This is a genomic window from Halobacterium rubrum, from assembly GCF_021729015.1.
Classification (GTDB): Archaea; Halobacteriota; Halobacteria; order Halobacteriales; family Halobacteriaceae; genus Halobacterium; species Halobacterium rubrum.
In genome coordinates, this window is record NZ_JAJQQZ010000005.1 from 120,323 (window position 1) to 133,840 (window position 13,518).

At 58.5% G+C, this 13,518-nt stretch carries 17 protein-coding genes and 1 pseudogene; 15 read left to right on the plus strand and 3 right to left on the minus strand.

Translation table 11 applies throughout. The features are described 5' to 3' along the window. Nucleotides 1-19: 19 nt before the first annotated feature. Nucleotides 20-175, minus strand: a complete 156-nt coding sequence (locus LT971_RS16035; protein ID WP_237007960.1) for a DUF7503 family protein — start codon at nucleotides 173-175, stop codon at nucleotides 20-22. A 185-nt stretch (nucleotides 176-360) separates the two neighbouring features. Between LT971_RS16035 and LT971_RS16040 the strand changes: the two genes are divergently transcribed. Both LT971_RS16040 and LT971_RS16045 read left to right on the plus strand, forming a co-directional pair. Then, entirely contained in the window at nucleotides 361-882 is a 522-nt protein-coding gene (locus tag LT971_RS16040) for a hypothetical protein (protein WP_237007961.1), read from the plus strand. A 695-nt stretch (nucleotides 883-1,577) separates the two neighbouring features. Then, nucleotides 1,578-2,459, plus strand: coding sequence for a transcriptional regulator TbsP domain-containing protein (locus LT971_RS16045; RefSeq protein WP_237007962.1), 882 nt, complete (start codon nucleotides 1,578-1,580; stop codon nucleotides 2,457-2,459). A gap of 14 nt (nucleotides 2,460-2,473) precedes the next feature. Here LT971_RS16045 and LT971_RS16050 read toward each other — a convergent pair whose 3' ends face one another. Further along, nucleotides 2,474-2,641 (minus strand): histone-like protein, encoded by a 168-nt coding sequence (locus LT971_RS16050; RefSeq protein ID WP_237007963.1) that lies wholly within the window; start codon nucleotides 2,639-2,641, stop codon nucleotides 2,474-2,476. Nucleotides 2,642-2,857: 216 nt separating this feature from the next. On the opposite strand from LT971_RS16050, the gene LT971_RS16055 reads away from it, so the two are divergent. From LT971_RS16055 to LT971_RS16110, 12 genes and pseudogenes are all read left to right on the plus strand, one after another. Next, entirely contained in the window at nucleotides 2,858-3,127 is a 270-nt protein-coding gene (locus LT971_RS16055; RefSeq protein WP_237007964.1) for a hypothetical protein, read from the plus strand. A 172-nt stretch (nucleotides 3,128-3,299) separates the two neighbouring features. Then, the gene (locus tag LT971_RS16060) at nucleotides 3,300-4,013 is read left to right on the plus strand and encodes a DUF4326 domain-containing protein (protein ID WP_237007965.1); all 714 of its coding nucleotides are present in this window, start codon (nucleotides 3,300-3,302) and stop codon (nucleotides 4,011-4,013) included. 99 nt (nucleotides 4,014-4,112) lie between these two features. After that, nucleotides 4,113-4,694 carry a hypothetical protein gene (locus LT971_RS16065; protein ID WP_237007966.1) on the plus strand — a complete coding sequence of 194 codons (582 nt, stop codon included), beginning with the start codon at nucleotides 4,113-4,115 and terminating at the stop codon, nucleotides 4,692-4,694. A gap of 94 nt (nucleotides 4,695-4,788) precedes the next feature. Further along, a complete protein-coding gene (locus LT971_RS16070; RefSeq protein ID WP_237007967.1) occupies nucleotides 4,789-5,247 on the plus strand; it encodes a hypothetical protein in 459 nt (152 codons plus the stop codon). Further along, a complete protein-coding gene (locus tag LT971_RS16075) occupies nucleotides 5,244-5,549 on the plus strand; it encodes a hypothetical protein (protein ID WP_237007968.1) in 306 nt (101 codons plus the stop codon). Before LT971_RS16070 ends, LT971_RS16075 begins: the two co-directional genes overlap by 4 nt. After that, nucleotides 5,542-5,949 carry a hypothetical protein gene (locus LT971_RS16080; protein ID WP_237007969.1) on the plus strand — a complete coding sequence of 136 codons (408 nt, stop codon included), beginning with the start codon at nucleotides 5,542-5,544 and terminating at the stop codon, nucleotides 5,947-5,949. The genes LT971_RS16075 and LT971_RS16080 overlap by 8 nt, the downstream gene beginning before the upstream one ends. Before the next feature lie 6 nt (nucleotides 5,950-5,955). Then, nucleotides 5,956-6,537 carry a hypothetical protein gene (locus LT971_RS16085; RefSeq protein WP_237007970.1) on the plus strand — a complete coding sequence of 194 codons (582 nt, stop codon included), beginning with the start codon at nucleotides 5,956-5,958 and terminating at the stop codon, nucleotides 6,535-6,537. A gap of 721 nt (nucleotides 6,538-7,258) precedes the next feature. Further along, nucleotides 7,259-7,900: pseudogene (locus LT971_RS16090) on the plus strand (ABC transporter permease); the annotation flags it as partial. Nucleotides 7,901-7,916: 16 nt separating this feature from the next. Beyond that, a complete protein-coding gene (locus tag LT971_RS16095; RefSeq protein ID WP_237007972.1) occupies nucleotides 7,917-8,909 on the plus strand; it encodes a transposase in 993 nt (330 codons plus the stop codon). A gap of 193 nt (nucleotides 8,910-9,102) precedes the next feature. Beyond that, nucleotides 9,103-9,639, plus strand: a complete 537-nt coding sequence (locus LT971_RS16100; RefSeq protein ID WP_237007973.1) for a hypothetical protein — start codon at nucleotides 9,103-9,105, stop codon at nucleotides 9,637-9,639. 305 nt (nucleotides 9,640-9,944) lie between these two features. Then, nucleotides 9,945-10,400, plus strand: a complete 456-nt coding sequence (locus tag LT971_RS16105; RefSeq protein WP_237007974.1) for a hypothetical protein — start codon at nucleotides 9,945-9,947, stop codon at nucleotides 10,398-10,400. A gap of 1 nt (nucleotide 10,401) precedes the next feature. Then, a complete protein-coding gene (locus LT971_RS16110; protein ID WP_237007975.1) occupies nucleotides 10,402-10,992 on the plus strand; it encodes a hypothetical protein in 591 nt (196 codons plus the stop codon). A 533-nt stretch (nucleotides 10,993-11,525) separates the two neighbouring features. Here LT971_RS16110 and LT971_RS16115 read toward each other — a convergent pair. Beyond that, nucleotides 11,526-11,972, minus strand: coding sequence for a hypothetical protein (locus tag LT971_RS16115; RefSeq protein WP_237007976.1), 447 nt, complete (start codon nucleotides 11,970-11,972; stop codon nucleotides 11,526-11,528). A gap of 194 nt (nucleotides 11,973-12,166) precedes the next feature. On the opposite strand from LT971_RS16115, the gene LT971_RS16120 reads away from it, so the two are divergent. Then, nucleotides 12,167-13,201, plus strand: a complete 1,035-nt coding sequence (locus LT971_RS16120) for a Cdc6/Cdc18 family protein (protein ID WP_237007977.1) — start codon at nucleotides 12,167-12,169, stop codon at nucleotides 13,199-13,201. The last annotated feature ends 317 nt before the right edge of the window (nucleotides 13,202-13,518 follow it).

The window sequence follows — 13,518 nt, forward strand, 5'->3', positions numbered from 1 at the left end:
TTTCTCGTCTGTGCTGGGGTCAGGGGCCGGCGACGCTCGGGGTGCCGGCTGCGGCGGCCTGACCGGTGATCGCGACGAGGTACATGACGAAGAAGGCGCCGCCCATGAGGCGCGGGTGGTTGGCGAAGAACTGTTCGAGGGCGCTCTTCTCGGCGTCGGAGTTGGCGTCAGCCATAGGAATTACTGCAGGCCCATGCTCTGTGAACTTTTCTGACGGAATCCGACACATCAGCCGCTGAGGCGGCCGAACCCACTCCGCCTGCAGAACACACAATTACCGGCGGTTTTGTATGCAATAGTGTTAAGTGCGTGCGGTCCCTTACACCATACTGTACGATGGCACTAGCAAGCAGACCCCCGATGACCAAGCCCGTCGACGACTTCCCGGACCCGCTATCCGAGGAGGGCGCAAACGAACTGACCAGCACCCTTGAAGAAACCGCCCTCGCCACCGAAGCCACCGTCGAGCACACGGGCGACCCCGACACTCCGGTCAAATTCACTGTCCACTACAGGAACGAGGACAGAATGTACCCAACGAGCCCGAGCAGCGCCCTCGCGATGGACACCCACAACGGCTGGATTCCGCTTCCATACGAGAAAGTCCCCGACGAACCCGCAATCGAGGTCTCCCTCGCGATAGCCCGAGCCACCATCCGAGACCACGACACGAACAGCCTCTTTGCGGTGTCTGGAATGGACACCTACCGAGGTCGCCCAGCACTCCGCGCGACTCTCACAGAGCAGGGGCACGGCGACCCCGACTACGTCGGCCGCCAGCGGCATTGGCCCCGGGAAGACCTGACAGACGATTTGGTCTATCGGCATTTCACCGGGACAGAGATCTCGGCCGACAGACTCTGGGAGTACATGAGTAGTTAAGTACGCTACCAGGGCAATTCGTAGGTTAAAAATTCTACCGGCGACTGACGGCCTTTTCGACTGTCTGGACCGTCCGGATGTCCAAAAGACGCCGGACAGAGCCGATAAGGCAATATTCCCGGCCAGTCAACTGATGACAAAAGAAACCTTCATAAGTGTCGAATATATACTCAGGGATGTTCCGCCGTAGGTTAACAGGTGAGCCGTTACCTGACCCGGCGGAACAACAGGCCCGAAAAACAATCGGGAACGTGCGGAAACCCGGCCGGGGCGCAGCCGGCCTTCCAGCGGCTATCCCGGCCCGCTCCCAGACAGCCCCCTCGCCGGCCGAAGAGCGGCTGACCACCGCTCGCGTGTGGCTCACCGAGGACGTCTGTGGGGCACAGATACCGACCACGACCGGCCCGAACCGGACTGACCACCCGGGTTCCGTCACCGCGGCGGGCCGGCTTTGACCGCTCCCTGGGGAACATTCCATCCCTCGGAATCAGTCCTGACTGGTTACTGATTCTAGGGCTTGGAGCGTGTGACTCTCCCCCCCCCCCCCCTCGTTCCTCAGGCTGAGTTCCCCGGCCCCGGGAGGGGCTATCGGCTCACTTCGGTGTCAGAGGCACCACCACAGCGCCCTGAATTGCCCTCTCGCTGGCGAACCTGTAGCCGACGCCTTATACCAGAAGGCAGGGAAGAAGTGACCAATGCCGTTGAGTCACGCAGAGAGTAGCACTGATTCGTCGACTGAGGTAGACGACTCCGTCCGGGCTCTCGATGCAGCACTCAAGGATGCCACGGAGTCAGTATTCCTCATCGGGCCGTCCGTCTCCCTCATCCGCGAGCTCGCCAAACGCTTCGGCCGAGCGAACGACGAACTCTCGGGTTCCAGTGTTCGGGTTCTTGCCGAGGAATCGGTCCTCGACACCGCCACGGACGATACGCTCACAGAGTACCGACTAGCCGCCCCTGTAGAGGAGGGGAGTCTCGAAATCCGGTCCTCCGAACCTGCAACCCAGACTCCCGGTTCGCAGAACACGCTACCGAGCGTCATCCTCACAGAATCCAAGATACTGGCCGTCATCAACCCCGGATACATCGCAGACTCATCGTCGGACTACGTCGATCAGGTGACTGCCCGGTACGACGGCCTCTGGGAAGACGCCGAGCCCTACGGGTCGTTCTCCAAGACTGCCACGTTCGACGTGATCGAGGAGGTCGCTCGGGAGAAGTTCTCGTTCGCGTTCGTCGACGACCTCTGGGAGGTGTTCCTGACCGTCGACACACTTGGGACCCGAGACGACCCCATCGGGGTCGAAGACGTCGTGTTCGCCATCGCTACTCAGCACGAGGAGACCCAGTACCAAGTCGGGAAGTTCTGTGAGGATACCCAAATCGTCTCGCCGGCGACAGTCTCCCGAGTCAAGCGGTTCTACGACGATGTCGAGGCAATCGAAACGTCGCGGGTTCCCCAGGACCGCGGGCGTCCGCGAGACCGCCTGTTCTTCGCTGACGACGACCTAGCAAGTGCTGATGCTGAAACCTTGGTTCGACGGCTTCGAGAAATCCGAGAAACGCGGTCGCTGTAAGGCGGCTGTTCTGCCTACAGGTCGCGCGGCTGGACCGTCTTACGGCCGTTCTTGTCCGCTCGCTCGGCGGCCTCTTCGAGGACCTCGCCGACCTTTTCGTCGAGCTCGGCGTAGAAGTCAGAGGCGACGTTCTTGTCGTCGAGTTGCTCTTTCACGGCTGCCTTGGTAATCAGGTCCGCCATTGCAGGCCGACGTACCTCGTGCCGTGGTATATATGTACCGCCTCTACAGCCCCCAGAATCGCCCGACATGGAGGTCACAGGAACCATCTTCAAGCCGCGACCGGGGGTGGTGAGTTGCTTCTTCGCGATGCCGGAATCCATCTGGTATCCTCACAGCGAGACGACAGGCAGCGACGGTGTGAAGGAGGCTGAATCCTCGGAGTAAGGTAACGGGAGATGACGGACACACCTGAACCAGGTGACCCCGAAACCAGCCCGCATACCGTTCAGTACGTCGACGAACAGCCGGTAGTCCTCTGCGAGATGGATGGCGCATGGTACGGACAGGGCGGCGACCGAGCGCCGCTCTACTGCCCGTACTGCGGCGGCAGTGCCCGGGGAGATGGCCACGAGCTTGAACGCGGAACCCGGACGGTCGAGTGTACGTTCACGCCCGAGGCGGACATCCAGAACTGCCCTGGGTGTGGCGAGCCCATCGAGAGGTAGGACCACGCCAGTGCCGAGTGCTCGCACGGCTGGTAGGACAGTGGGTAGCCGGCCCGCAACGCCTCTTTTTACGGGAAGCCGGAGTATCCCGTATCAGACCACGATGACTCCAACCACCGACACGGAACAGACGGGAGCCACGGAGACCCGCGTGGGCCACACGAAGGCAGACGTGACCGACGAGTACGCCGGTCGTGGGCCTGAGAAGCGAGACATGACGGAGACTCCAATAGGCGACCGTGGCTGGCTTGGCAACCCGTTCACGGTCGACGAGTACAGCCGCGAGGAATCCATCGAACGGTTCCGGGAGACGTTCGAGGAGCGGCTGGAATCCGACGAGGAGTTCCGCGATGCCGTCCGCGAACTCCACGGCCAGGTCCTCGGCTGCTGGTGCCAGCACCTGGAAGACGAGTCGCCTGCCTGCCATGCAGAGGTCGTCGCAGAGTGGGCAGACAAACTCGCTCGCGAGACGGAGCCGGAGACCGAATCCCCCTCACCCGATCCTATCCACCTGCGAGACCACGCCGAAATCGACCGAATCACCGACCTTGTCCTGCTATTTGCCAACCAGGACGAGGCGACCTACGAGACGATGCAACGGCAACTTGAGGCGCTGGACCTCTCGCAGTACCCCGTCGACCAGGATGTGACCGTCGACGAACCCATCCGGCAGGACGACGTCCAGCCGCCGAAGCGACAGCCCCACACCTCGCTGGGAATACTCGTCACCGTGGGCTACGTCGAGGAGTTCCACATCCCAGTGGACGAAACCGAACAGATCGAGCTCAACAAGGAAGGGAAGCAAGCGGCGGCTGCTCTCCGCGACTCGTTCTCAGAACCGCAGGAAGATGCGTTCCAGGCGGCGCTTTCGCCGGGCTCACAGTAGAGACCGCAGGGCCAACGACGCCACTCCGGTCAGTTCGCTGCTTGTGGTCTCGGGGATGGCGTCTCCGCATTCAAAAGGCGGCACGCAGCAGACGAGAACATGGGCCCCGAACAAACCGACCGACAGCGCCCCATCGGCAGTGAGGGCGGCATCACGGCGACTCTCGGCAAGACCATTCGCGACGAGAGCACGGTAGCCCTCGCGGCTGCCATCGCCCCCGGCGCCGTCACCACGACGGCAGAAATCACGACAACCAGACTCTCCGCCGTCATCGAGACCGTCACCGAAGACAGCGAGTACCAGACCGTGTGGACGCACATCGAGGAGTCCGGCCCGGTGGTGTTCACGGACCACCGAAGGCCCGCCCGCGACGAAGACGCCGCGGCTTTCCCTGAATCGGGTGTTCACTACGAGCCGACCGTCCAGACGCCAGCGCAGCGTCCAAGCCAGACACTCATCAACACGTCCTATCTCGCTACGGCCGCCGACGAGCTCGCCGGCGAAGGACCCGTCATCACCGTCTACGTGGATGATGCCGGCCTACTCGCGCTCGTCCCGGACTCGGGTCCCGGTATCGTCGTTGCGCCAACGGTCACCGCGAGCCACCCGACGGTTTCCCTGGAGGACCTCTCCGAAGCGGAACTGAACGACACCCTCGCGCGGAACGAGGAGCGAGCCTGATGTCGACCACACACGGTCAGGGGGAGACCGACGCGGACGATGCCTTCGCCCACCCCTGGGGAGCTTGAAAAGGCGGAACGCAGCAGACAGGCACATGGCAGAGCAGAACCACGATGAAGAATCGGAGTCCCCGTCACAGACACCCTCCGGCGAGACGGAGGGTGAGCCACTCGGCTACGCCTACGAGGGCCAGGAACTCGTCGCTCGCCTCCACAGCGAGCACGCGCTCGAGGACATGCAGAACCGCGAGACGTGGACGGTCATCCCGGGGGCAGCCCTCCCCGAGTGGGAAATCTGCATCGAGGCCTGGGGCCACGACGACGACCCCGGAGAGTCCGAGTGGGAGCACTACCATCCGACCGCCGAGACAAAGGAGGAAGCCATCGAGAAGGCGGAGGACGAGGCGACCGGCGTCGGCCTGGATCCCATCGTCGGAGTCGGTGACTCCTACGACGTGAAGAACGTCGACGGCCCGTTCGCACAGGACAACGCGACCACGGCGACCGATGGCGGGCGAGTCGGAACTGCAGGTTCTGAGGAGGAAGTCCAGTGACGGTCTCTGCGGGCGGCCCATCGGAGAAGACTTGTCCGACCTGCGGGCGGGACGTGGACCCCGAGGACTACAACCAGGACGCCGGCGAGTGCGACCGGTGCCAAGACACGAGGCGGGACGACGACGAGAGTACGGCCAGCGCCGCGTACAGCGCCGGCCGGGATGCCTCGGAGCATGTGGAGGAGGAGCGGCACAGCACGGCAGCCACGGCCGTCAGGGCGGCCGCCAAGAGGCACGCCGAGGAGGTCAATGCCGGCGAGAAATCCCCCGGTGGCACCGCCGGAGAAGAGATGGATGGCTGAACCAGCTACCCAAGCACCTGCGGCGGACGACTACATCCGGTTCGACCACCCAAACGTCGGGTACGTCATCGACGGCGTCGAGGACGCGACCGTCCGCTACGGGTTCGACCGTGACCTCCAGACGGGAGACCGAATCAAGCTGCTCACGCCCGAAGGCATCGTGTTCGCCTACGCGGTCGTCGAGGACGTTTGGACGACCGATCTCTCGAAAGCGTACTTCGACATGACCGCCACTGACGGGCGATGCCACCCAGATTCCGGGACGATGGACCTTCTGGGGCGGCTCGGACGCCACTACGAGAGCGAGAGCATCCACTTAGACGACGAGGTGACTGTCGTCTACTTCGACGTCTACCAGGTCGGCCGACTCGAGGACGACGCCGGCCACTCCACGGAGTAAGAAGCCATGACTCAGGAAACTACCCGTAACACGACCGAGACGGCTGCACAGACGTCTGACCAAGACAACGATGCCGAGTACGAGTACCGGCTGTTCGGCTGTACGAAGCGTGGGTGGTGCCAGACCGACTGGACCACCCGAGAGGACGCCGCCGAGGAGTACGAGCAGGCCGTAGAGGACTGGGAGATGGTGTGCTTCCAACGACGAGTGAAGGGCGAGGAGGACACGCTGGAGCGGCGGCCGAACCCCGACGAGGGCGAGTGGGTTCTCGTCACGAAGGATGATGTCCACCCGGCCGACGAGGACGTCGCCGCGCCACCTATGGCGACCGAGCTCCGAATCGACTTGAACGCGATGGAGTCCGAGGTGATCGAGGACTACCTGGACTACGGACTCGAGAATACGACGTTCCACGACGACGGCGACCTCGTCGTCGCAAACGCCGGCGAAGAAACCAAGCAGGAGCTCGTCGAGCACTGCTACGAGCGCGCTCGGGAGGCGGACCAGCGCCATGATTCACGGGCCGCCCAGTGGTGCCGGGATGCTGCCGGCAAGGTCGAGCGTGCGGAGGTCACACAGGTTCACTGAGCTCTCGAATGGCTGGTGGTCCTCTACTCTGGGTTCCTACTCCCTCAAGAACAGGGACGACGGTGGTTGAGTCCCGGAGGTTATTCGCCAATCGTACGGGCCATCCCTATCGAAAATAGGTATACGAACGAGATGAAGAGAATAACACCGCCGAAAGGCTTGAACATGGATTCATTCAGTCGGAATGCGAACGCGATTTCTATAAACTCGAGGACTGATGGTGAGAACCAGAGGAGTCCGCCGAGTCCGAAGAGACTGGCTAAACGGCCAGATTGGTGAATCGATAGCCCGGTGAGTTGGTGTCGGAGGTTTTCTGCCATATTCGCTATTGAGCAGCGGCCGCTTTCAAATTTGTTATTAAGATATTATGTTATATCATAAAACTAGTTATTGCCTAGATTTATTATCTTCCCATATAGAATTCGTAATTGCAGATATCAGACAGAAAACCACTGTCGAGGCGTGCGGTCCTCAGGTCGTGTGGAATCGCCGCAGGAGCGTCACTCGTCCCGGGATTAAGCGGAGCCCAGAGTGACACCCCCCGCGGCAATGACGAGACGTATGAAAAGGCCCTCCAGAAAATGGAGGAGACCCAAAGCGTCCAGAAATTCCGCGAGCACCTCGCAGACAACGGCTACGAGTACAACGCACTGGACAAGACGTACCGAGTCCCAGCATCTTCCGGAGATCCCACCGACCCCTCCCCAGACTACTTGGACAACAGTCCGCGCTCGCTGCGGCTGCGGTCTCCGGTATCGGGTTAGTTGACGACATGGACACGGGAATGTTCGAGAAACTCCTCACCTCACCGATGGACCGGGGCGCAATGTTCCTCGGCAAAGTCTTGTCGGAAGTTGTCCGAATTGCCGTCCAGACCACAATCATCCTCTTGCTTGGCTACATGATGCTGTACTTCCAGTCAGGTGCATCGGTCGGGAGCTATCTCCGGACGGGGCTACTGGGTTTCATTGGTGTCATAGCGATTGCGGTGATATTCGGTGGCGCGTTCATGGCGTTCTCGAATATCGTCGCGCTCGTAACGCATGATCAAGAGGCGACGACCATGATCGCCAATCTTCTGACGTTCCCGCTGTTGTTCATTTCCAGCGCGTTTGTCCCGCTTGCGGTTCTTCCAGGATGGATTCAGTCAGTCGCAGTGGTTAATCCCATCACCTACGGTGTTGACGGTGTCCGAGCGTTCATGCTCGGTCAGAATGTGATGGCGGTATTTGACATAACGGCCTTCTCAGGCCTCTGGAATACAGTTATTCCTGCTGTCGCCGTTCTCATCGGTTTCAACGTCGTTCTTGGTGGGATTGCCGTCCACTTGCTCAACCAAGCTTCCAAAGCCAAAGTCCAGTAAGTGAGTGCTGAGGTGAATGAGTTCGACTATTCTACGAGGGAACCCCTCCATTGAGGCGTTTTTCGATGTTGTAGAGACAGAGACGCTCGCACTGTTTGAGCATCTTCAATTCGAGTTCCTGACTGAATTCGATGTGTTCGCCCCCACTCCCGAAGGACGAACACGGGAACACCACCCGCCGGAGCTATTTCGAGGTTTTCTGCACTGCTACTACAAGGACATCTATGGTATCCGCCCGGTTACACGCGAACTCAACAACGACCACGTCTGGCTCGGATGTGGCTTCAATCGACCACCCTCACGAGACGCGGTTGACCGCTTTCTCACCGACCTCGAACACGTCATTGAGGAAGTTTTCGAGCGCCTCGTCAGGCAGGCCGCCCGCCGGGGCCTACTCGACTCTACGTTTTGCATCGATTCGACTGATATCCGGGCTATGCCTACCGATTCCGACGCCTCAAGGAACTACGACCCGACTGCCGAGGAGTACTACTACGGCTACGGCTGCACGGTAGTCTCGACCGGCGCAAAGATTCCGATTGCGGCGGAGTTCACCCAAAGCAAGCAGGCGTCCCAAGAGACGGCGATGCGTGTTACCCGTGACGCGCTCGCCGTCAAGCAGCCGATGTGGATGCTCGGCGACAGCGCCTACGATATCCTCGACTGGCACGACCATTTGCTGAGTACAGGGGTGGTGCCGGTCGCCCCGTACAACCCGCGCAATACCGATGACCCGCTCGACATCGAGTACAGGGTCGAAGACCGCATCGAGACTCACAGCGAGAGTGTCCAACTCAAGCAATCAATTTTAGATGAGACATACAATCGCCGGTCACAGGCCGAACGAACGCTCGGAGCCTGCAAGGACTGCGGACTCGGGATGCTGCGCGCCAGAGGCCGTGTCCACGCGCGAGCGCAAGTCTTCCTCGCGCTATGTCTCCGGCTGGTCGTCGCAATTACAAACTACGAGCGCAGGGATCCCCCGGGAAGCACTACCATCAGGGTTTGAAACAGTTCTATAGCTCCGCAGAGGGGGCCATAGAACTCTCCTTTCGGTAGTAGCTGAGTAAACGGTATCAGATAGCACGGTTTTTCTTAGGTCCTGCGAACCGAGGGTATCAGTCTTCTCGCTACTCTCTACACCATGCTAACCGTTCTATGACACCCTCTTTATAGTGGTTGGTGGCGAATGCGTGGATACGATGGGATTAGACGACCTGGAGGGGTTTCTCCGGCAGAAGGGCGCACCGGAACTCGTCACGGAGATTGGGACGGGAACAGCGACGTTTAACGCGCTCGTCGACGCGGTTGCGGTGAGTTCTTCGACAGTGTCCTCACGGTTATTCGAGGGTGTTGAGCGCGATATTTTTACGGTGAGTCACAGGCCGACTGAGCATGGAACCGAAAAGCGGTATAAGCTCACACTGCTCGGACGGCGAATCTATGATTGGGCAGAAAAGACGGAGTTCGAGCGGAAGGTTCGAAAAATCCGTCGACTTCGTCACGAGCGTGATACGTCGTTCGAGCAGTTGATTGGGAAACTCAACCGAGATATGGAGGTCCGCAAGATGGTCGCGGATACGGACCCCCTGGAGGGTGAGGATGTTGATTTGCCAGAGGGAGCATCACTCGTGCAGACCGAACCGTCAGAGGAGGAACTTCGTGAAGCCAAATTCGAACGCATGGAAGAATCGCTCGAGCCGATTGCGGATGATCAAGCCGAAGAGAGTAGTGAGTGAAGACGAACTCCTGAAGGCTAAGTACAGCCCGTCAGTTTAGCGACGTGAGTCTCACTTTTCATCCTTCAAATGTACCTCTTTGAAATGTAAATTGAGAGAGGCACGGCTAGGATTGCAGTGATTAATTGCAATATTATGTCCGGCTGCATTATCACTGAAGCAACTGCCATCACTACAAGCCAAATAATGACAATTTCCCCTACTGATTTTATCATCGTCTTACTTTCGGTACACAGTATTATATATCTATTGGTAGAAAAGCAGTAAAAAAATTCTTATTAGGTTCCTTTGTACTGAAGTTTGAGATGGGAAATGACAAACCAAACCCAAAACGCAGGGCCGTACTTAAACTAGCATCAGCCGCTATCGGTGGTTCTCTGTTTGCTCATGGAGTTTCCGCTGATTCCGAGCGGACAGACGATCGGGAGGAAGCAAACGACCACTGGGAGCGACTGACCCAGGAACATGGGTCTTGGGAGGTTATCGAATACCGCCGTAGCGGGACGGACAAGTTCCCGGAACCCCGGGGGAAATCCGAAGCTGAGCAGGACATAGAATTTGAGGACGGTTACGAGATTACTAAGAAAGTTTCCGTCCGCGGAAACGGGAATATCTTCACCGAATTTGACGGATCAGAATATCGACTGAAAATAGACTCTGATGATAAGAACAAAATGAACAAAAGAATAGAAGAAAACCAAGAAAAGCTAGAAAAGAGGAGGAAAAAGCGTGCAGAGAAGCGGAATCAGGAGGGGAACTGACATGGGTATCACAGAAGGCGATTATGAAAAGCTGACTACGGCGACGGGCGGTGACACTGAATACACTGGTAGAGGAGGGGCCGGAAATACAGCGAAGGAATACATCCTGGATGAAAATCGCGCGGAAGCTGGCGCTGGTGCTGGCGCCCTTGGTGACTTCTCGGCTTACGCAGAAGTCTGGCACGCAGATGAAATCCTTAACCCGAACCCAAACCTCGGAGACTACACCTCTACGGCCGAAATTACTTTTGATGGATTTTGGTCAGCAGCAGCGGACTCGATTGGTGGATCTGCCCAAGTTCGGCTAGCTGCCTTCGTTCGTGATGGATCTAACGTCCTTGCGGAACGAGAAATTGAATACAAAAAGATCAACACTAGTCTTGCTGACTTGTGGACAGATAGCTCGGACTTTTCTGAGACAGTAACCGTTGATCTTGAAACGAGCAATGATTATGAGTTCGGTATCCGTGCGAATGCTTCCGCGGCCGCAGTGGGTACCGCTATCTCCTCAGCTGATATCTCTACCAGCGATCAAATCATCCAGTACACAGGGAGAATTAGCTACGATTCAATTGAAATAAACTGGGTGTAACCAGATCTGGATCGCCGCAAGTTTTAATATATTCTTTCCGAGTTACTGAATCAATGAGGCTCTTATTTGAGGTGCTGGAGAGTGTAGATATAGCGGGAGTTCTCCCCAAGGTGCTTGGAGGAGCAACCAGCATCTTCGCTCTGGTATTTATATTCGCGATATATTTCAGAACCTCACATCTGATTCTCGGTGATGTTTCTTCCGCCACCACTATGGGTATATCTGGAGTTCTATTGCTACTGACTATCTTCATTGGGCGTCGCGTGTTTTGGTAGATTCGCAACTCTACTGATCGGGCGATTCTCTTCCTGCAACGTTGTAAAAATATACATCAAACCACTCCTCCGAGGGTGTGCGCCTTTCTGAAGTGCTGATTAGCTCGACTTCGCCGATAAGTGTCGTTGAGTTGTTGGTTTGTAGGAATCTAAACGCCGAATCTGTGATCCACGTTACAGACGGACCCTTGATGGGTTGAATCAGACACAGAAGACAAGCTCGGACTGACCGTCGTCGAAGAGTAGACCGCCCCGAGGCTATATTTCCTCTGGAGAGACCAAGACTTCCTTAGGCGGAATAGAATATTCGACGTAGAGTTCAGAGATACCGAGCGCCTTCGCGGTCAGAGAGCGATGAACCCCATCAGAAGTCACATAAAACTGACCCTCGATTTTCTGGAGGCGGGGCGGGCACCTGCGTTGTCGTTCGAACTCGCCGTGGTAGAACCGTGCCAGGTGGGTCTTGATTCTTCCCGAACTGAACCGTGACAGGTTGGTCTTGGTTGTCCCAGCAATCTTCGACGGGTCGATAAATTCGGTCGCTTCCGGGTATGGCACGAGCTCAGGGTCGTAGTCCGTCACTTTGTGGCGGGGCTGCCACTCGTCGACGAACTCAGTTGGACTCGTGATTTCGCCAGCATCCACCTGTTCGTACAGTGTTTTCGCTCGCTCCCGCTGAGATTCAGACAACGAATACGTCTCCATCAACTCGCTCCTACTCCCCGAGTAAGTAAAACCCCCTGTAGACGAGTTAGGTCGGCTCAAACGGGCATATACAGTGAGCGCGATTATCTGTCAGGTGTCATTCTGGGGTGCGGTAATCTGGACATCTGGACGTCTGGACATTCCACACGTCCAGTTAAGTTGCCTCGGTAGAAATCGGTTTAGCGAACCAACCGATGCTGCAGAACGCGCGCGTCCTCCGGTCGGAGTTCGTCCCCACCGAGTTGCAGCATCGCGACACCGAACAGACCGCCCTCACGGAAGCCCTCGAACCCCTCACCGATGGCGACCGCGCCGACCCGATTATCCTGACCGGGCCGACCGGCGTCGGCAAAACCACCCTCGCCCGATTCACCCTCGAACGCTTGGAAGAGGCCGCGCTCGGCCTCCAGACCGCAGTCGTGAATTGCTGGCAGAACCACTCTCCGTACCGGACGCTATTCCGTATCCTCGACGAACTCGGCCGCACCGTCGACGTCCACCGCCAGTCCACACCACAAGACGTCCTCTTGGAGCGGCTACGGGAGTTCGACGACGACTGCGTCATCGTGTTGGACGAGGCCGACCAACTCGAGGACAAGTCCATCATCTACGACCTCCGGCGGATGCCCCAGTTCACGCTCGTTCTCATCGCAAACCGCGAGCAGGACCTCTTCGCCGGTCTTGATTCGCGGCTTCGGTCACGCCTGCAGGGAACCCAGACGGTGCGGTTCGAGCCCTACGGCGTCGACGAACTCACCGCGATTCTTGAGGCACGCGCTGACGCGGCGTTCGGCCATCCGGAGGCCGTCTCCACCAGTCTGCTTCAAGAGATTGCTGACGCGGCCGCTGGCGACGCTCGCGTCGCCATCACGATGCTCCGGGAAGCCGCCAAGACCGCCGACCGCGACGACCGTAACCAACTCACTCGCGCTGACGTCGACGCCGCAATCCCCGAGGGGCGGCAAACCGTGCGGGACGAGACCGTCGAATCGTTGAAGCCGACCCAACGTACCCTCTACGAGATCGTCGAAGCGTACGTCGACGAGCATGGGGAACCGATGCCGCCGAGCGCGCTCTACGACGCCTATGAGGAGGCGGCTGACGACCCGGTCGGGAACCGGCAGGTCCGACGGCACTTGAACAAACTCGAGCACTACGAACTCATCGCCATCCGCGGGTCCTCTCGGGACCGCCGCTACGCACTCCCGGATACCGACGCCAGTCAGTGAGGGTTGACTCGGGTTGTCCAAACGCGATGTTGGAATTGGCGTTCTGTGACTGTAGTGAGCCGGCAGAGGAGGATTTGTGTGAACCAATCGTCGATTGCTATCTACCTTCATCAACGAACGACGGTTCCGGGCCGTTTACCGAAGGTTTCGCGTTCACACGAGTGCCCGCCTCTTGTGTGCATATCTCGGAATCGGATTCTGTGAGCGTGAGACTCCGTGATGAAGTATTCAAACCGGTTGGCCGGACATCTTGTAGTGGTTCACATATTCCTGCTTGAGCCGTCTGCTGGATTCTCCGCTTGATTGTATCCATTCTG

Coding starts and splice junctions, on each gene's coding strand:
- LT971_RS16050 (WP_237007963.1), bottom strand. CDS start 2,641: ATGGCGGACCTGATTACCAAGGCAGCCGTGAAAGAGCAACTCGACGAC.
- LT971_RS16110 (WP_237007975.1), top strand. CDS start 10,402: ATGGGTATCACAGAAGGCGATTATGAAAAGCTGACTACGGCGACGGGC.
- LT971_RS16035 (WP_237007960.1), bottom strand. CDS start 175: ATGGCTGACGCCAACTCCGACGCCGAGAAGAGCGCCCTCGAACAGTTC.
- LT971_RS16120 (WP_237007977.1), top strand. CDS start 12,167: ATGCTGCAGAACGCGCGCGTCCTCCGGTCGGAGTTCGTCCCCACCGAG.
- LT971_RS16045 (WP_237007962.1), top strand. CDS start 1,578: ATGCCGTTGAGTCACGCAGAGAGTAGCACTGATTCGTCGACTGAGGTA.
- LT971_RS16115 (WP_237007976.1), bottom strand. CDS start 11,972: ATGGAGACGTATTCGTTGTCTGAATCTCAGCGGGAGCGAGCGAAAACA.
- LT971_RS16065 (WP_237007966.1), top strand. CDS start 4,113: ATGGGCCCCGAACAAACCGACCGACAGCGCCCCATCGGCAGTGAGGGC.
- LT971_RS16080 (WP_237007969.1), top strand. CDS start 5,542: ATGGCTGAACCAGCTACCCAAGCACCTGCGGCGGACGACTACATCCGG.
- LT971_RS16070 (WP_237007967.1), top strand. CDS start 4,789: ATGGCAGAGCAGAACCACGATGAAGAATCGGAGTCCCCGTCACAGACA.
- LT971_RS16085 (WP_237007970.1), top strand. CDS start 5,956: ATGACTCAGGAAACTACCCGTAACACGACCGAGACGGCTGCACAGACG.
- LT971_RS16105 (WP_237007974.1), top strand. CDS start 9,945: ATGGGAAATGACAAACCAAACCCAAAACGCAGGGCCGTACTTAAACTA.
- LT971_RS16100 (WP_237007973.1), top strand. CDS start 9,103: ATGGGATTAGACGACCTGGAGGGGTTTCTCCGGCAGAAGGGCGCACCG.
- LT971_RS16095 (WP_237007972.1), top strand. CDS start 7,917: ATGAGTTCGACTATTCTACGAGGGAACCCCTCCATTGAGGCGTTTTTC.
- LT971_RS16040 (WP_237007961.1), top strand. CDS start 361: ATGACCAAGCCCGTCGACGACTTCCCGGACCCGCTATCCGAGGAGGGC.
- LT971_RS16055 (WP_237007964.1), top strand. CDS start 2,858: ATGACGGACACACCTGAACCAGGTGACCCCGAAACCAGCCCGCATACC.